General features: G+C 68.7%; 16 protein-coding genes. 13 read left to right on the forward strand and 3 right to left on the reverse strand.

Features of this window, described 5'->3' with window-relative positions; all coding sequences use genetic code 11:
* Positions 1 to 46: 46 nt before the first annotated feature.
* The 6 genes from ACNJ7E_RS09025 (at position 47) to ACNJ7E_RS09050 (ending at position 6,900) form a co-directional block, all read left to right on the forward strand.
* Complete coding sequence (locus ACNJ7E_RS09025) at positions 47 to 1,219, forward strand: acyl-CoA dehydrogenase family protein (RefSeq protein ID WP_418339650.1); 1,173 nt, start codon at positions 47 to 49, stop codon at positions 1,217 to 1,219.
* A complete protein-coding gene (locus ACNJ7E_RS09030; RefSeq protein WP_280780392.1) occupies positions 1,216 to 2,349 on the forward strand; it encodes a CaiB/BaiF CoA transferase family protein in 1,134 nt (377 codons plus the stop codon). Before ACNJ7E_RS09025 ends, ACNJ7E_RS09030 begins: the two co-directional genes overlap by 4 nt.
* 138 nt (positions 2,350 to 2,487) lie before the next feature.
* Entirely contained in the window at positions 2,488 to 3,855 is a 1,368-nt protein-coding gene (locus ACNJ7E_RS09035) for an MFS transporter (protein ID WP_418339651.1), read from the forward strand.
* Between the two features lie 15 nt (positions 3,856 to 3,870).
* A complete protein-coding gene (locus ACNJ7E_RS09040) occupies positions 3,871 to 4,530 on the forward strand; it encodes a response regulator transcription factor (RefSeq protein WP_009474969.1) in 660 nt (219 codons plus the stop codon).
* Between the two features lies 1 nt (position 4,531).
* Positions 4,532 to 5,962, forward strand: coding sequence for a sensor histidine kinase (locus tag ACNJ7E_RS09045; protein ID WP_418339652.1), 1,431 nt, complete (start codon positions 4,532 to 4,534; stop codon positions 5,960 to 5,962).
* Positions 5,959 to 6,900, forward strand: a complete 942-nt coding sequence (locus ACNJ7E_RS09050; RefSeq protein ID WP_418339653.1) for a TAXI family TRAP transporter solute-binding subunit — start codon at positions 5,959 to 5,961, stop codon at positions 6,898 to 6,900. The genes ACNJ7E_RS09045 and ACNJ7E_RS09050 overlap by 4 nt, the downstream gene beginning before the upstream one ends.
* A 9-nt stretch (positions 6,901 to 6,909) precedes the next feature.
* Here the strand turns inward: ACNJ7E_RS09050 and ACNJ7E_RS09055 are convergent, their stop codons facing one another.
* Entirely contained in the window at positions 6,910 to 7,674 is a 765-nt protein-coding gene (locus ACNJ7E_RS09055) for a trans-aconitate 2-methyltransferase (protein WP_418339654.1), read from the reverse strand.
* A 49-nt stretch (positions 7,675 to 7,723) separates the two neighbouring features.
* A complete protein-coding gene (locus tag ACNJ7E_RS09060) occupies positions 7,724 to 8,881 on the reverse strand; it encodes an acyl-CoA dehydrogenase family protein (protein WP_280780387.1) in 1,158 nt (385 codons plus the stop codon).
* A 330-nt stretch (positions 8,882 to 9,211) separates the two neighbouring features.
* Here ACNJ7E_RS09060 and ACNJ7E_RS09065 point away from each other — a divergent pair, with 330 nt between their 5' ends.
* The 6 genes from ACNJ7E_RS09065 (at position 9,212) to ACNJ7E_RS09090 (ending at position 15,317) form a co-directional block, all read left to right on the forward strand.
* The gene (locus tag ACNJ7E_RS09065) at positions 9,212 to 10,540 is read left to right on the forward strand and encodes an MFS transporter (RefSeq protein WP_005251536.1); all 1,329 of its coding nucleotides are present in this window, start codon (positions 9,212 to 9,214) and stop codon (positions 10,538 to 10,540) included.
* An 84-nt stretch (positions 10,541 to 10,624) separates the two neighbouring features.
* Positions 10,625 to 11,758 carry a thiolase family protein gene (locus ACNJ7E_RS09070; RefSeq protein WP_418339655.1) on the forward strand — a complete coding sequence of 378 codons (1,134 nt, stop codon included), beginning with the start codon at positions 10,625 to 10,627 and terminating at the stop codon, positions 11,756 to 11,758.
* Between the two features lie 34 nt (positions 11,759 to 11,792).
* Positions 11,793 to 12,557 carry an SDR family NAD(P)-dependent oxidoreductase gene (locus ACNJ7E_RS09075; RefSeq protein WP_005261389.1) on the forward strand — a complete coding sequence of 255 codons (765 nt, stop codon included), beginning with the start codon at positions 11,793 to 11,795 and terminating at the stop codon, positions 12,555 to 12,557.
* Positions 12,558 to 12,574: 17 nt separating this feature from the next.
* Entirely contained in the window at positions 12,575 to 14,224 is a 1,650-nt protein-coding gene (locus tag ACNJ7E_RS09080; protein ID WP_418339656.1) for a class I adenylate-forming enzyme family protein, read from the forward strand.
* 87 nt (positions 14,225 to 14,311) lie between these two features.
* Positions 14,312 to 14,665, forward strand: a complete 354-nt coding sequence (locus ACNJ7E_RS09085) for a hypothetical protein (protein ID WP_280780384.1) — start codon at positions 14,312 to 14,314, stop codon at positions 14,663 to 14,665.
* Positions 14,658 to 15,317, forward strand: a complete 660-nt coding sequence (locus ACNJ7E_RS09090; RefSeq protein ID WP_418339657.1) for a Dabb family protein — start codon at positions 14,658 to 14,660, stop codon at positions 15,315 to 15,317. The genes ACNJ7E_RS09085 and ACNJ7E_RS09090 overlap by 8 nt, the downstream gene beginning before the upstream one ends.
* Here the strand turns inward: ACNJ7E_RS09090 and ACNJ7E_RS09095 are convergent.
* Positions 15,286 to 16,110: an enoyl-CoA hydratase/isomerase family protein gene (locus tag ACNJ7E_RS09095; RefSeq protein WP_418339658.1), complete on the reverse strand. Its 825-nt coding sequence runs from the start codon at positions 16,108 to 16,110 to the stop codon at positions 15,286 to 15,288. The genes ACNJ7E_RS09090 and ACNJ7E_RS09095 overlap by 32 nt on opposite strands.
* A 269-nt stretch (positions 16,111 to 16,379) precedes the next feature.
* On the opposite strand from ACNJ7E_RS09095, the gene ACNJ7E_RS09100 reads away from it, so the two are divergent.
* The coding region (locus ACNJ7E_RS09100) for an NAD(P)H-dependent flavin oxidoreductase (protein WP_418339659.1) at positions 16,380 to 17,065 on the forward strand (686 nt) is incomplete at its 3' end.

Raw genomic sequence — 17,065 nt, forward strand, 5'->3', positions numbered from 1 at the left:
CTCGCGAACGTTTGCACATCAGCCCCACCGGCCCCGTGGAGGAACAATGTCCGACTCGCAGTCCCTGTCCCAGCTGTTCGCCCTCGACTCGCTGCTCGACACCGAGGAGATCGCGATCCGCGACACCGTGCGCCGATTCGCGGACGAGAAGATCCGGCCCCACATCGGCGAATGGTTCGAAGCGGCGGCACTGCCCGTGCGTGAACTGGCGGAAGGGCTGGGCGAACTCGGCGTGCTCGGTATGCACCTCGAGGGATACGGCTGCGCCGGCATGAGCGCCACCGCGTACGGCCTGGCCTGCCTGGAACTCGAGGCCGTCGACTCCGGAATCCGCAGCCTCGTGTCCGTCCAGGGCTCGCTGGCCATGTACGCGATCCACCACTACGGCAGCGAAGACCAGAAGCAGGAATGGCTGCCCCGGATGGCCGCGGGCAAGGCGATCGGCTGCTTCGGACTGACCGAGCCCGACTTCGGCTCCAACCCCGCCGGCATGCGCACGGGCGCAAAGCGGGACGGTGACGACTGGATCCTCAACGGCACCAAGATGTGGATCACCAACGGGTCCGTCGCCGACGTCGCCGTCGTGTGGGCGCGCACCGACGACGGCATCCGCGGATTCGTCGTGCCCACCGACACCCCCGGCTTCTCGGCGCCCGAGATCAAGCACAAGATGTCGCTGCGGGCGTCCGTCACCTCGGAGCTCGTGCTCGAGGACGTCCGGCTGCCCGAATCCGCGATGCTGCCGGAGGCCAAGGGACTGTCCGGTCCGCTCGGCTGCCTCAACGAGGCCCGGTTCGGCATCATCTTCGGTGCGATGGGCGCCGCCCGCGACTGCCTCGAATCCGCCATCTCCTACGCGCAGGACCGTCAGGTCTTCGACAAGTCGCTCGCCGCCTACCAGATCACGCAGGTCAAGATTGCCGACATGGCCCTCGAGGTCGGCAAGGGCCACCTGCTGGCGTACCACCTCGGACGTCTCAAGGATCGCGGCGTGGCACGTCCCGAGCAGGTCAGCACGGGCAAGCTGAACAACGTCCGCGAGGCCATCGCCATCGCCCGCGAGTGCCGCACCATCCTCGGCGCCAACGGAATCACGCTGGAATACCCCGTGATCCGCCACGCCAACAACCTCGAGTCCGTGCTCACCTACGAGGGAACGTCCGAGGTCCACCAGCTCGTGATCGGCAAGGCGCTGACGGGCGAGGCAGCGTTCCGGTGAGAAGTGCATCCCTGGATGGCCTGCTGATCGCCGACTTCGGGCGGGTGCTCGCCGGGCCGTACGCCACGATGCTGCTCGCCGACCTCGGTGCCGACGTCGTCAAGATCGAGCGCGCAGGCGTCGGGGACGACACCCGGCAGTGGGGGCCGCCGTGGGTGGGCGACGAATCCACCTACTTCCAGTCCGTCAACCGCAACAAGCGGTCCTTCGCCTGGGATCTGCGCGACCCCGCCGACCTGCAGCAGGCGCGGGAACTGGCCGCCCGGGCGGACGTGGTGGTGGAGAACTTCCTTCCCGGCACGATGGACCGGCTCGGGCTCGGCTACGACGCCGTGCGGGAGATCAATCCCGACGTGGTCTACTGCTCCGTCACCGGGTTCGGCGGCGAGAACAACCTGCCCGGGTACGACCTGCTCATCCAGGCCGTCGGCGGGTTGATGAGCATCACCGGTCCCGAACCTGGCGTTCCGACGAAGGTCGGGGTGGCCGTCGTCGACATCATCACCGGACTGCACGCCGCGGTCGGGATCCTGGCGGCGCTGCGCCACCGCGATCGCACCGGGGAGGGGCAGCGGGTCGAGGTGAACCTGCTGTCGTCGCTGCTGTCCGCCCTCGCGAACCAGACGTCGGGGTATGTGGGCGCCGGTGTCGTCCCGCAGGCGATGGGCAACCGGCACCCCAGCATCGCGCCGTACGAGGTCTTCCGGACCGGCGACCGTCCGCTGGTGCTGGCGGTGGGGAACAACCGTCAGTTCGCCTCTCTCGTCGAGGTTCTCGGTGTGCCCGAACTCGCCGGCGACGAGCGGTACGCGACCAACACGCAACGGGTGGCGCACCGCGAGCAACTGGTCCGGGACATCACCGCGGCGCTGTCCGCGGGCTCGGCGGACGAGTGGTTCGAGAAGCTGACGGCGCAGGGTGTCCCGTGCGGCCCGCTCAACGACATCGCCGACGCAGTGGCGCTCGCCGAGCGGCTCGGGCTGAATCCGGTGGTCGAGATCGACGACCCCCGCAGGGACCGGCCCGTACGTCAGGTGGCGAACCCGATCCGGCTCAGCGCCACCCCGGCGAGCTACCGCAGCGCGCCGCCGCGGCTCGGCGAGGACACCCCAGCCGTGAGTACTTGTTAACCGCCCGCGGTTAACAAGTACTCACGGGGGCTCTTCCCTAAGGGAGTGTTAGGAAGGCTCCGCGGCCCTTCCGTATCGATGTGACGTGACCCACTGTGGTGTGAACGCAGAGATCCAGGGCATCGAGAGGAGTCCCGCGTGAGCACCACATCGACGGGTGAGCGCCGAGTCATCGGCAATGTTTTGAAAGGTTCGGTCGGCAACCTGATCGAATGGTACGACTGGTACGTCTACGCGGCGTTCAGTGTGTACTTCGCGAAGGAGTTCTTCCCGGAAGGCGACACCACCGCGCAGCTGCTTTCCACGGCAGCCGTTTTCGCGGTCGGATTCCTGATGCGGCCGATCGGCGGCTGGATCATGGGACGGTACGCCGACCGGCACGGACGCCGATCGGCGCTCACCCTGTCGGTGACCGTGATGGCGGCGGGTTCGCTCGTCATCGCCGTCACGCCGTCCTACGCGAGCATCGGGCTCGTGGCACCGGTCCTTCTGGTGATCGCCCGGATGCTGCAGGGGCTGTCGGTCGGCGGCGAGTACGCCACCAGCGCCACGTACCTGGCCGAGGTCGCGTCGCCCGGCAGGCGCGGGTTCTACTCGAGCTTCCAGTACGTCACGCTCGTCGCCGGGCAGCTGATCGCACTGGGTGTGCAGATCATCCTGCAACTGACGTTGCCTGCGGAGGCCATGCAGTCGTGGGGCTGGCGGATCCCGTTCCTGATCGGCGCCGCCGGTGCCGTCGCGGTGATGTGGCTCCGTCGCACGATGGACGAGTCGGAGGCGTTCACCGACGAGGTGGAGGCGAAGCGTGACGCAGACTCCTCGGACGGTGGGCCGAAGGAAGGTTCGCTCCGGATGCTGCTGCAGTACCCCCGCGAGTGCCTGCTGGTGTGCGCCCTGACGCTCGGTGGTTGTGTGGCGTTCTACACGTACACCACGTACATGCAGAAGTACATGATCAATACGTCCGGCATCTCCAAGGACACGGTGGCGTGGATCAACTTCGCGGCCCTGCTGGTGTTCATCGTGTTGCAGCCGATCGGCGGCGCACTGTCCGACCGCATCGGTCGCCGGAAGCTGCTCATCTTCTTCGGGATCGGCGGAACCGTGCTCACCGTGCCCTTGATGACGGTGCTCGGGAAGACGACGAACCCCCTGGTCGCGTTCGGCCTGATGATGCTGGGACTGATCGTCGTCACCGGGTACACGTCGGTGAACGCGATCGTGAAGACCGAGCTGTTCCCGACCAAGGTTCGCGCGCTCGGGGTCGGGCTGCCGTACGCGCTCACGCTGGCGATCTTCGGCGGAACGGTCGAGACCGTCGCCCTCGCCCTGAAGCGGGCCGGCCACGAATCGCTATTCTTCTACTACGTGACCGGGTGCATCGCGATCTCGCTCGTCGTCTACTTCTTCATGCGTGAGACTTCGGACGGTTCGCCGCTCGACCGGACGACCAGCCGGGAGGACACCCCGGACGACGACGTCGAACTGGTCGACTCACGGAGCTGATCGAAGGGAAGAGAAGTGCAGATCGCGGTGGTCGAGGACGACGACGGAGTCGGCGACGCACTCGTGGAAGCATTGGCCACCCACGGCCACGAGGCGGTGCGCATGCGCCGCGGTTCCGATCTTCTTCTCGGCCATCGCGGTATGGACGCGGTGATCCTCGACCTCGGTCTCCCCGACGCGGACGGCCTGCAGGTGCTCCGGCAGCTGCGGGCCGTCAGCGACGTTCCGGTGGTGATCCTCACCGCCCGCGACGACGAACGGTCGGTGGTGCGGGGACTGCGGGGCGGGGCGGACGACTACCTCGTCAAGCCGGCGCGGCTCGCGGAATTGCTGGCGCGGCTCGACGTCGTGACCCAGCGTCGCCGCGCGACCGCGGCCTCGGCCGCGCAGACGGTCACCGAGGGTGATGTGGTGGTCGATCTGGCGGCACGCGAGGTGGAGGTCGGCGGCGCTCCGGTGGCGTTGACGGCCAAGGAGTTCGAGCTTCTCGAGGTGCTCGTCACCCGTCCCGGTGCCGCCGTGAGCCGCCAGCAACTGATGGATGCGGTGTGGGGCGACGCGTACGTGGCCATCTCGCGCACCCTCGACGTGCACATGACCGGGTTGCGCGCGAAACTGGGCCGGCCCGGGCTCATCTCGACCATCCGCGGGTACGGCTACCGCTGGGGCACCTGACGTGCGCCGCCGTGTGCTCGCCGTCCTGCTGGTGTTCGCGGCCGTCGCGGTGGTGGGATTCGCCGTCCCGCTGGCGCTGGCCACCAGCGCCGGGAGAACCCAGGCCCTGCGGCTGAGCAGGGAGGCGGACGCGACGCATTTCGCCAGCCTCGCCGGACAGACCCAGGCCCCCGGAAGTACCACGCTGCTGCGGGAGGAGGTGGCCCGCTACCACGAGTTGTACGGCGAGGGCGTCCTCATCGTCGACGCGAGAGGCAACCTCCGCGCCGGAGCCGGACTGTCGCCGGACGACGCCGACGTCGCCGCGGCGGTCACGGCGGGACTGCGCAATCAGAAGCAGGGGATCAGCGGTTCGCTGACACCGTGGTCGGCGGACCGTGTCCTGTCGGCCGTGCCCGTCGGAACGGGCGCGCAGGTGGACGGTGCCGTCGTCCTGGACGTGTCCACCCGCGCCGCACGGGAGTCCATCCGGACGTCGTGGGTGGTGATCGTCGCGGGGGCGCTCGTCGCGCTGGCGGCGGTCACCGCGGTCGCGATCGCGCTGTCCCGGTGGACCGTTCGTCCGCTCGGGGCGCTCACCGCCAGGGTCGGCGCCCTCACCGACGCCGTCCCGTCGCCGCGTCCGCGGGCGCGGCACAGCACGGGGCGGCCATCCGGCAGCTACACCGGGCCACCCGAGGTCCAGGAACTCGCGAAGGCGTTCGACACCATGTCGGGCGCCGTCCAGGCGTCCGGTCAGGCGCAGCGGCAGCTGATCGCCGACACCGCCCATCAGCTCCGAAACCCCCTCGCGGCCCTGCACATCCGGTTGGACTCCCTCGGCCCACACGTCTCCGAGGCCGGGGCCGAGACGTACCGCCGCACGGGGATGGAGGTCGATCGGCTCGGCGGGATCCTCGACGGACTGCTGGCGCTCGCCGTCGCCGAATCGCCCGCGGACTCCGCTGACTTCGACGCCGCCGAGGACGAGTCCGGGCACGGCGGATGCGACGTCGGTGCCGTCCTCGCGGACCGTGCCGACGCCTGGACGGAGGCCCTCGGGGAGTCGGGGATGGACCTCGTGCTCCGGGAACCGGCCGAACCGCTGGTCGCCGACTTCCGGTCCAGTCACCTGGCACAGGTCCTGGACGTCCTGCTCAGCAACGCGCACGCGTACGCCGGTCGAGGTTCGACGGTGCGGATCGACACGGGACGGTCGGCCACGGGAATCGAGATCCGGGTGAGCGACGACGGGGCGGGGGTGAGCGAGGACGAGATCGGCAAACTGTCGTCACGCTTCTTCCGCGGGTCCGGCGCGGCGCAGCAGGGCACCGGGCTCGGGTTGTCCATCGCGACCGCGCTCGTCGAGGGCGGCGGTGGGGCGCTGACGATCGCCGCGGAGCAGCCACACGGACTCCGGGTGACGTTGACACTTCCGGCGGTGGCGCCGTGATCACCCGACGTGCACTTCTACGCGGCGTCGTCGCCGCGGGTGCGACCGCGGCCACGGGTTCGCTGCTCGCCGCGTGCTCGGACAGCGGCCGCGATCCGCTACGACTCGCAGCCGGAGAGGAGGGCGGATTCTTCTGGGAGTTCGCCCAATTGACGGCCCAGGCCGCGGAGCGTGCCGCACTGCCGGTGAGTATCGTCCCGGTCCGCACCGCGGGGTCGATGGACAATCTGGCGGCGCTGGCATCCGGAGACGCGGAACTGGCCCTGAGCCTCGCCGACGCCGCCGTGGCGGCTCTCGAGGCCGGCGCCGGGTTCACCGCCATCGGCAAGGTGTACGAGAACTACATGCAACTCGCGGTGCGCGCCGATTCCGGGATCTCGGACACCTCGCAACTGAGAGGTACCCGAATCAGCCTGGGTGCCACAGGCTCCGGCGCGGAACTGACGGGCGAACGGATCCTCGAGGTGCTCGGTCTGGCGGGTCCGGGAGACGTGACGCGTCTGCACCTGTCGATGACGGATGCGGGGCAGGCCCTGCGTGACGGCACCGTCGACGCGGTTCTGTGGGCAGGCGGAGTGCCCACGCCGTCGTTCGCGAATCTCGGGATCCCGCTGCGTCTACTCGACCTGTCCGCCGAACTGGAATTGCTGCGGGAGCAGTTCGGCCCGCGCTACGAGCCGGTGCTGATTCCGCCCGGCACGTACGGACAGCAGGCGTCGGTCGCGACGATCGGTCTCGCGAACCTGCTGCTCGCCGACCCGGCCGTCTCGGACAGCGCCGCCGGCGCCATCGTCGAGGTGCTCATCGACCACGCGGCGGAACTGGTGCCGGATCAGGCGACCGGCAGCCAGTTCCTGGACCGGCAGTCGCTGATCGTCACCGCCGGGGTGCCGCTGCACCCCGGCGCGGCCGCGGCGTACCGCAGACACCACGGCTGAGCCGGTCTATCACTGCACCTGGGCGACGACGAAGATGCGCCGGAACGGGAAGAATGTGCTGCCGTCCGGTCGCCGGGGGTACGCCTCGTCGAGGAGCGGGACGAGTTCTTCGCGGAACCGGTCCCACTCCGGCGCCGAGAGGGCGTCCTTGACCGGGCGGAGCGCGGTGCCGGTGATCCACTCCAGAACCGGGTTCTCCCCGGTCAGCTGCTGCACGTACGTGGTCTCCCAGGCATCGACGGCGCACCCGGCGTCGGCGAGTAGACCGGCGTAGTCGGTGGGATCGTCGACGACCTTGCTTTCCCGGAACGGCGCGTCCGGCAGCAACCGGGACCATCGGTCGCTCGAAGCGAGGTCCCGGACGACTGCGTGCGAGGGCGCGTCGAAGTTGCCGGGAACCTGCACTGCGATCCACGCCCCCGACGGCAGCTGAGCCGGCCAGCGACGCAACAACTCCCGGTGTTCGGGCACCCACTGCAGGGTGGCGTTGGAGACGACGACGTCCGTGTCGGGCTTCGGCGTCCAGTCGCGCACGTCCTGCCTGCCGGCGTCGAGGCCGCGTTCACGCGCGGCCTCGACCATCTCGGGTGAGCTGTCGGAGGCCTCGAGGACGGCGTCCGGCCAACGTTCGGCCAGGCTGACGGTCAGGTTTCCCGGGCCGCAGCCGAGGTCGACGACGCGGCGCGGTGACCGCGCGTCGACTCGCGACAGCAACTCGTAGAACGGGCGCCCGCGATGGTCCGCGAAGGCGAGGTACTTGTTCGGATCCCACATATAGTCCTCCTCGCCTGAAACAGTACGCCCATACTGTTGGCGTGTGGGGTCAGAGGCCGAGATCCTTCGCGATGATCGTCTTCATGACCTCGCTCGTGCCGCCGTAGATGCGGGAGACGCGGGTGTCCGCGTACAGGCGCGCGATGGGGTACTCGAGGATGTAGCCGTATCCGCCGTGCAGTTGCAGGCACTTGTCGATGACCCGGCCCGCGGCCTCGGTGCAGAACAGCTTCGCCTTCGCGGCATCCGCCACCGTGAGTTCGCCGGCGTCGTGCAGTTCGAGCGCCCGGTCGGCCATCAGCTGGATCGCCTCGACCTCGGTGGCGCACTCGGCGAGCACGAACTTGGTGTTCTGGAACGCCGCGACGGGCTTGCCGAACACCTTGCGCTCCTTCACGTACGCGATCGCGTGCTGCAACGCCGCGGCCGCGGTCGCCGACCCGCCGAGCGCGATGGAGAGGCGTTCCTGGGCGAGGTTGTGGGTGAGGTAGCTGAAACCGGCACCTTCGTCGCCGAGTCGGTCCGCCACGGGCACCTTGACGTCGGTGAAGGACAGTTCGGCGGTGTCCGAGGCCTTCAGGCCGATCTTCTCGATCTTGCGACCCACCGCGAAACCCTCGGACGTGGTGTCGACGACGAGGATGGTGAGACCGGCCCGGCGGTCCTCGGGGGTGCTGGGCGCGGTGCGGCACACCACGAGGATCCGGTCGGCGAGCGCGCCACCGGTGATGAACGTCTTCGCGCCGTTCAGGACGTAGTGCGACCCGTCGTCGGACAGCTTGGCCGACGTCGCGATGTTCGCGAGGTCCGAACCGGTTCCCGGCTCGGTCATCGCGATGGCGAACATGATGTCGCCGGACGCGAATCCGGGGAGCCACCGCTGCTTCTGCTCGTCGTTCGCGTACTCGAGCAGGTACGGCAGGATCAGGTTGGTGTGCACCGAGTAGCTGCCGAACGTGACTCCGGCGGCCGCCGTCTCCTCGCCGACCACCGCCGCGAACTTGAAACTCTTCTCACCGCCGCCGCCGAACTCCTCCGGCACCTGGATGCCGAGTACCCCGAGCTCCCCGAGACGACGGTAGAAGTCGCGCGGGGGATGCCCTTCGCCCTCCCACTCGTGGTGGACGGGGGCGACTTCCTTGGCGATGAAGTCGCGGATCGTCTTCCGGAACGCGTCGTGATCTTCGTTGAACACCGTACGCTGCACGGGCTTTCTCCTTCGAATTACAGTGCGTAACTGCGTAGTACGACCTTGCCGATGATTATCTTCCGTACCTCGGAGTGTTCGTCGGATCGAAAGTCTGGGCGAGGCGGCTCATGGGATGAGAATGCCCGATCCGCGGGGGTCCGGCTAGGGGCGTTCGGCTATCGGTCGGATAGCGCAGTCCAATGCACGCGTGGCTCCTCGACTCTGCCGACACATAGGCAGACGTAGCCGGTGCCTTCGCCGAGTGCGTATTGATCACGGGCACCCCGGTACGTTGAATGAACCGTGACACTGTGACCCACGCCACCCCGCTTCCGAAGGGATCACCACGTGACCCGCTCCACTGCCATCCTCGACCGGACCGTCGCCATCGGTTCCGAGTCCCGCAGCCGCGCTTGGGGCCTGACCGGGCTCCTCGTGCTGCTCTACGTCGTCAACTACGCCGACAAGGCCGTCCTCGGCATCATCGCCCAACCCCTCGCCCACGAGCTGGGACTGAGTGCCTCGCAGATCGGGCTGGTGGGAAGCCTCTTCTTCCTGACCTTCACCGTCGGCGGATTCTTCGCCGGCGCGCTGAATCGCTGGATGTCGCTACGGTGGGCGCTGCTGCTGCTCGCGATCGCCTGGTCCGTCGCGATACTCCCGCTCGTGGTCGTCGCGTCTTTCGCGGTGCTGCTGGTCAGCCGCCTGCTGCTCGGGCTCGCGGAGGGGCCGAGTTCCGCGCTGCTCCACACGGCGGCGTACTCGTGGCATGCACCCGCCAAGCGCGGACTGCCGAGCGCTCTGCTCGCCGGTGCCGCGTCCATCGCCAAGATCGCCGTCGCGCCTGCTCTCGCATTCGTGACCGTCACGTTCGGGTGGCGCTACGCGCTGGTCGCGCTGGCGGTCATCGGGGTCCTGTGGTGCGTCGTGTGGCTGACCGTCTGGAGCGAGGGCCCGTACATTCGCAGCGGCAAGGGCGCCGATTCCGCGGCCTCCGGTGACGCGGGCGAACCGGCGGTGCCGTGGGGTCGCATCTTCCGGACCCGGACGTTCATCAGCGGCGCGCTTCTCGTCATGAGCGTGTACGCGCTGGTCGCCGTGGTTCTGACGTGGCTGCCCTCGTACTTCGAGGTGGGCCTCGGATACAGCCGCCTCCAGGCCGGTTCCATGTTCGCGTTCCCGAGCATCGCCGGGCTGATCCTGATGCTGCTCTCGTCCGTGATCGGCGACCGTCTGCTCGCACGCGGCTCGACGTCCCGCGTCGTCCGCGTCATCGTCCCCGCAGTCGGGGTGCTGATCTGCGGAGCGATCCTGCTGGCACTCCCGTCCATCACCGCACCCGCCGTCGCCGTCCTCGTCGTCTCCGTCGGCTACGGCTTCGCCGCGTCGGTGTTCCCGCTGCTCAACGCGGCGATCTCGGAGATCTGCCCGCCCCGTCAGACCGCGGGCACCCTGGGCGTCTTCCTCGCCGTCATGGCGATCGGCGGCCTCGTCGCCCCCTACGCGACGGGTCTGATCGTCGACGCGGCTGCCTCGCCCGCCGAGGGCTACGCCACCGCGTTCCAGTCGCTCGGACTCGTCGCCGCCGTCTGCGCCGTCGGCGCCCTGGTCTTCGCGAACCCCGAGCGCGACAAGAAACTCGTCCGGGGTGACGCTGCGGACATAGGCACGAACTAACCCTCTGATCGGCCGAAAGTCGTTGTGCCGACGACATCGCCCGTGATTGATTCGAGTGACCCCCTCAGATCGAAGGAACACACCATGCGCGATGCAGTGATCGTCGACGCCGTCCGCACGCCCATCGGGCGGCGTGGCGGTTCCCTGTCCGGAATCCACCCCGCAAATCTGTCGGCGCACGTCCTCGAGGCCCTCGTGGCGCGCACCAATCTCTCCCCGGAGGAGATCGGCGACGTCGTCTGGGGCTGTGTCAGCCAGGTGGGGGAGCAGGCAGGCAACGTCGCCCGCACCGCCGTCCTCGCCGCCGGCTGGCCGGAGACGGTCCCGGGCACCACGCTCACCCGGGCGTGCGGATCGAGCCAGCAGGCCGTGAGCTTCGCCGCCGCCGCCGTGATCGCCGGCCACGAGGACGTCGTCGTCGCCGGTGGTGTGGAGTCCATGAGCCGGGTTCCCATGGGCAGCGCCAGCAAGAACGGCGAGCACTTCCCGGCGGCCGTCCTCGACCGGTACGGCGTCGACGGGTTCAGCCAGGGCACCGGCGCCGAGATGATGGCCGCGAAGTGGGGGCTCTCCCGTCAGGTGCTCGACGAATACGCGCTGCGATCCCACGAACTCGCCGCGCACGCCGCGGACCGGGGCTCATTCGACGGGCAACTCGCACCGCTCTCCGACGTCCTCGCCGGGGACGAGGGGATCCGCCGCGGCGGCACGCTAGAGTCTCTCGGCAAGCTGAAGACCGTGTTCGAGGAGGACGGCGTGATCCACGCCGGCAACTCCTCGCAGATCTCCGACGGCGCCGGTGCGCTGCTCGTCACGACGAGCGAGAAGGCCGCGCAACTCGGTCTGACCCCGATGGCCCGCATCCACACCTGTGCCGTTGCCGGCGACGACCCGGTGATCATGCTGACCGGACCCATCGCCGCGACGGAGAAGGCACTGTCCCGGTCCGGACTGAAGATCGACGACATCGGCGCATTCGAGGTGAACGAGGCCTTCGCTCCCGTCCCGCTGGCGTGGCAGGCGGAGACCGGCGCCGCGACGGACCGGCTGAACCCGCTCGGTGGCGCCATCGCCGTCGGTCACCCGCTCGGCGGTTCCGGCGCGATCCTCATGACCCGACTCGTCCACCACATGCGGGACAACGGCATCCGGTACGGACTGCAGACCATGTGTGAGGCGGGCGGCCTCGCCAACGCCACCATCCTCGAACTTCTCTGATCCGACAACACTTTTCGAAGGGAACACCCGCACGATGGAACTCAAGGGAATCTCGACCGCGGTCACCGGCGGCGCGTCCGGTCTCGGACTCGCGACGGCACGCCGCCTCGTCGACGCAGGCGCTCAGGTCACGCTCATCGACCTCCCGAACTCCGACGGGGAGGCGGCGGCGAAGGAACTGGGCAGCGCCGCCCAGTTCGCTCCCGCCGACGTCACCGATTCCGAGCAGTTCGCGGCCGCACTCGACGTCGCCGACGACCGTGGTGGCCTGCGCGGCATCGTGCACTGCGCCGGGGCGGGACGCCGGATGCGCATCCTCGACTCCGACGGCAAGGCAGGCTCCGTCGAGGACTTCGAGTTCGTGATCCGGCTCAACCTCGTCGGCTCGTTCAACGCCCTGCGCCTCGGCGCGGAACGGATCGCGCGGCAGGAGGAGATCGACGGCGAGCGCGGCGCGGTCGTGCTGACGGCGTCCGTCGCCGCCTTCGAGGGTCAGATCGGCCAGATCAACTACACCGCATCGAAGGCCGGCATCGTGGGCATGACGGTCACCGCAGCCCGTGACCTCGCCAGCCGCAACATCCGGGTGTGCACCATCGCGCCGGGAATCATGGACACCCCGCTCCTCGCCCGGCTGCGCGACGACGTGCGCGCGTCGCTGGAGAAGTCGGTGCCGGGCCCGTCGCGTCTGGGCAAGCCCAGCGAGTTCGGGCAGCTCGCCTGCCAGATCCTCGAGAACGGCTACCTCAACGGCGAGACCATCCGCCTGGACGGTGCCATCCGCATGGCACCTCGCTGACGAGTAAGGGACCGAACGTGAATTCTGCTGCACCGGTACTGCATTACCCCGACCTGACGTTGGCGGCGTTTCCGTCCGCCATGGCGGACCTGTACGGAGACAAGGCCGCAGTGGTCGACGGCGACACGGTGTGCACCTACCGCGAGCTCGACCAGCGGTCGGGCGCGTTCGCCGCCGCCCTGCGGGACGCGGGGGTGACCGAACGCGACGTGGTGCTCCTGCACCTCGGCAACTGCATCGAATTCGTCGTGGCCTACTACGGCGCACTGCGGGCCGGCGCGACCGTCACCCTGGTCAACCCGCTGCAACCCGGACCCGGCCTGCGCTCGCAGATCGTCGACACGGAGGCGGTCGCCGCCGTCACCCAGCCGGCACAACTGGACACTCTCACCGAGGCGGCGAGCGGCACCACCGTCCGCACCATCGTCGTGGCCGGCCTCCCCGCGGGCGTCGGTCGCGGTCAGTTCGGGTTCGAGGAGTTCGTCCGCGGGTACGCCACCGCACCGTTCACCCCGAAGGTGTCCGGGGACGACGTCGCCCACCTCGCCTACACGGGCGGCACCACCGGGTTGTCCAAAGGTGTGCGGGTACTGCACCGCAACGTTCTCGCCAACGTGACCCAGATGATCGCCTGGCGGGCGGGCCACGAGGTGCGCGCCACCGCCGACGGCGGGATCGAACTGCGACCCGTCGAGAGTCTCGGGGACCGCGGTGTGGTGCCCGGCGCCGGAGCGACCGTCGTCGTGTCGCCGCTGTTCCACGCGCACGCGCTGATCAACATGTCGTTCCTCCTGCTGTGCGGGGCGACCCAGGTGTTCGCCGGGCGGTTCGAGCCGGGCCGCATGCTGGAGTTGATCGAGACGCACCGCGCCACGTACATCACCGGCAGTCCGGCAATGTGGCATGCCGTCGCCACCCACCCCGACGCCGTCGTTCGAGACACCGACTCGGTGCGGGTCGTGTCGTCGGGTGCGGCGCCGATCGATCATGTGACGCTCGAGGCGCTGGTCCGGGCGTTCCCGTCGGCGAGCGTGGTCGAGGGGTACGGGCTGACGGAGGGCACCTGCCTGGTCGCCTCCGCACCGTTGACCGGCTCTGTCGCGTACAAGCTCGGCAGCGTGGGGCTGCCGGTGTTCGACACGGAGGTGCAGATCCGTGCCCAGGACGACTCCGGCGCCGTGCTGGAGGCCGGCACCCGCGGCAAGTTGTGGGTCCGCGGCCCGCAGGTCACGGACGGCTACCTGAACCATCCGGAGATCACGGCGCAGCAGTACGTCGACGGCTGGCTCGACACCGGTGACATCGCCTACCTGGACGAGGACGGGTACCTGTTCATCTGCGACCGCACCAAGGACATGCTGATCTACAAGGGCTACAACGTGTATCCGCGTGAGCTCGAGGAGATTCTGGTCTCGCATCCGGACGTGTCCTCGGCTGCCGTCGTCGGCAGGGAGGCCGGCAGCGTCGGGCAGGAGCCGGTGGCGTTCGTGGTGCCGATGCCGGACGTGACGATCGATCCGGATGCGGTGTCCTCGTTCGTCGCCGAGCGGGTGCTGCCGTACAAGAAGGTTCGCGACGTCGTGGTGGTCGAGCAGCTGCCGACGTCGGCGGCCGGGAAGATCCTCAAGACGAAGCTGCGTGAGCAACTCGCCGCCGCGACGACCTAGCGTTTTTCTCCCGCTGGGTGGAAGCAACCCTGTGGAGCGCTTCCTACTTCCCCCTACCGTCCTGGTGGGGGGAAGAAGGGAGCGCCGATGGCATCGGCCGAGTCGATCGTGTACATCGTCGACGAGATGGTGGCCGAGCCCGGGCAGGCTCGCGCGTTTCTCGCCGACTACCTGGAGCGCTATGTGCCCGGCGCGATTGCGCGTGGCCTGACCCTCGACCGCGTGCTCGTCTCCCCGCCGGTATGGCTGGAGGACCAGTCGAACACCCTGACCGTCAGCTGGACTCTGCGGGGCGCTCGCGCGTGGTGGCGGCAGAGTCTTCTCGCACGCCACGATGCGGAGGTGCTCAACTGGTGGGCCGATGCCGACGAGTTCCTCACCACCCGGCGACGCACCGTCTCCTGCTCGCCCGCGGACGTGGCGGCGATGACTGATGTTTAAGGTGACCAAGCTCGTTCACCTCGTCGCCGACGCGGATGCCTCCACCGGTGCGGCGTTGGCCGGCAGGCTGCGCGAGATCGCTGCGCCCACGGCCCGGCGCGTTCTCGTGACTCCGACCCTGCCCGGCGGAATCAACGGGGGCGACGTGATCGCGCACCTGCACTTCGACGACGAATCCCACTGGCGCGCTGTCGAACCAGGCATCATCGCACAGCTACGCATCCCCGAGATCGGGCACATCGACAGCGTCGGTTACACGGGCGTGCCCACTCCAGCCCCAGGTCATTTCGAACCGACCGTCTACCGGACGCTGTTTGTCTCAGTGGACGATTCGGTCGACCCGGCGGTGGTGGAGCGCTTCGAATCCGAGATGCGGGCGATGCCGACCCACATCCGCACGATCGGGACCTCGCAGCTGAGCCGGGTGCAGGAATCGGCCGGTTCCGCGCGGTGGACCCACGTCTGGGAGCAGGAGTACGCGAACCTGGACGGGCTGCTCGGGCCGTATATGACACACCCCTATCACTGGGCGCACATAGATCGGTGGTTCGATCCCGAACGCGGGCCGCGGATCGTCACTCGGCTGTGCCACAGCTTCTGTGCGATCGACGGCCCGACCATCACGGTTGCTGCACCTGCCACTCGCCGCTGAACGCAGGGGGACGCTTCTCGATGAATGCGCGAAGTGCGGCCGGAGCGTCGGTCGCGAAGTTGACCGCTTGCGAACGCGCCTCGTTCTCGAGTGCGTCCCGCAGCGACGACGTCGTGCCGTCCTCGATCAGGCGCGTCGACTGCATGACGGCCACCGTCGGCGCCGCCGCGAGACGGGACGCGAACCGGGCGACCGTGGCATCCAATTCGTTCGGCTCGACGAGCTCGCTGACCAGTCCCAGCGCATCCGCCTGCTCGGCGTCGATCATCTCGGCGAGCATGACCAGACGTTTCGCGCGGTGTAGTCCCACCATGCGCGGCAGGAGCCACGAGCCGCCGAAATCCACCGACAGGCCGCGCTTGGCGAAGATCTGGCTGAACTGCGCGTCGCGCGAGGCGATGAGCAGGTCGCACAGCAGCGCCAGGTTCCAGCCGGCTCCCACGGCGTAGCCGCGAACCTTCGCGATCAGCGGCTTGGGGAACTCGGCGACCGCCAGCGCCGTCGCGTTGATCTGGCGCATGCGGTTCAGCGGGTGCATGGGGGTGCGCTTGTCGAGGTCTGCGCCGGTGCAGAAGTCGTCGCCCGCGCCGGTGAGGACCACGACATGGATGGCGTCGTCGAGGGCGAGTTCGCCGAGCGCCTCGCGCAGCGCGATCCACGAGTCGAGGGTCATGGCGTTGCGCCGTGCGGGCCGGTTCAGGGTGATCGTCGCGACCGCGCCGTCCCGGCTGATCAGAACGTCGCGTTCGGCGGATTCGGTGCCTGTGGTCGAGGTGACGGTTTCGATGCTCATACGCGGCTCCAGACGTCGGCGCGGTTCTCGGCGCACGCCGGAGTGGTCGACGCCGTGCCGCCCAGCCAGTCGATCACCGGGGACGTTCCGCCGCAATGTCGTTCTGGGATACACCGGATGAGGTGAAACCTATGGTTACCGCCGAGTGTCATAGGTTCCGATTAACCGGACCATCAGCGATGTGTCTTTGTCCACGCCCGGACTGCGTGCTGAACTGGTCGGACCTGGAAGTGCTTGCATCAGAAGACTCCCCCTCATCAGGAGAACCGATGTCTCTACCCTCCGTGCTGTCCGATCGCCTGCGCCTGCCGGCTGTGGCCTCCCCGATGTTCATCGTCTCGGGTCCCGAGTTGGTGATCGCCCAGTCGACGTCGGGCATCGTCGGATCGTTCCCCTCGCTCAACGCCCGCCCGCAGCCCGTCCTGCGTGAATGGCTCACCCGCATCACCGAAGAACTCGCCAAACACGACGCCAACAACCCGGAGACACCGTCCGCGCCGTACGCGGTCAACCTGATCGTCCACAAGAGCAACGACCGCCTCGACGAGGACCTCGCGACCATCGTCGAGTTCGAGGTCCCGATCGTCATCACGTCCCTCGGCGCCCGCGCCGACGTCAACGAGGCCATCCACAGCTACGGCGGCATCGTCCTCCACGACGTCATCAACAACAAATTCGCGAAGAAGGCCGTGGAGAAGGGCGCCGACGGCCTCATCGCCGTCGCGGCCGGCGCGGGCGGACACGCGGGCACCCTGTCGCCGTTCGCGTTGATCCAGGAGATCCGCGAATGGTTCGACGGGCCGGTCCTGCTGTCGGGCTCCATCGCCCACGGCCGCTCGGTCCTCGCCGCGCAGGCCGCAGGCGCCGACCTCGCCTACGTCGGCTCCGCGTTCATCGCCACCGAAGAGGCCAACGCAGACCAGGGCTACAAGCAGATGATCGTCGACTCCACCGC

The sequence above is a fragment of the Rhodococcus mengyinensis genome (assembly GCF_048381435.1).
In the GTDB taxonomy this organism is placed as follows: Bacteria; Actinomycetota; Actinomycetes; order Mycobacteriales; family Mycobacteriaceae; genus Rhodococcus_F; species Rhodococcus_F opacus_D.

Bases quoted from the DNA above. Each gene is read 5' to 3' on its own strand.
- ACNJ7E_RS09025 (WP_418339650.1), top strand. From the start codon at position 47: ATGTCCGACTCGCAGTCCCTGTCCCAGCTGTTCGCCCTCGACTCGCTG.
- ACNJ7E_RS09055 (WP_418339654.1), bottom strand. From the start codon at position 7,674: ATGTGGGATCCGAACAAGTACCTCGCCTTCGCGGACCATCGCGGGCGC.
- ACNJ7E_RS09070 (WP_418339655.1), top strand. From the start codon at position 10,625: ATGCGCGATGCAGTGATCGTCGACGCCGTCCGCACGCCCATCGGGCGG.
- ACNJ7E_RS09075 (WP_005261389.1), top strand. From the start codon at position 11,793: ATGGAACTCAAGGGAATCTCGACCGCGGTCACCGGCGGCGCGTCCGGT.
- ACNJ7E_RS09085 (WP_280780384.1), top strand. From the start codon at position 14,312: ATGGCATCGGCCGAGTCGATCGTGTACATCGTCGACGAGATGGTGGCC.
- ACNJ7E_RS09090 (WP_418339657.1), top strand. From the start codon at position 14,658: ATGTTTAAGGTGACCAAGCTCGTTCACCTCGTCGCCGACGCGGATGCC.
- ACNJ7E_RS09095 (WP_418339658.1), bottom strand. From the start codon at position 16,110: ATGAGCATCGAAACCGTCACCTCGACCACAGGCACCGAATCCGCCGAA.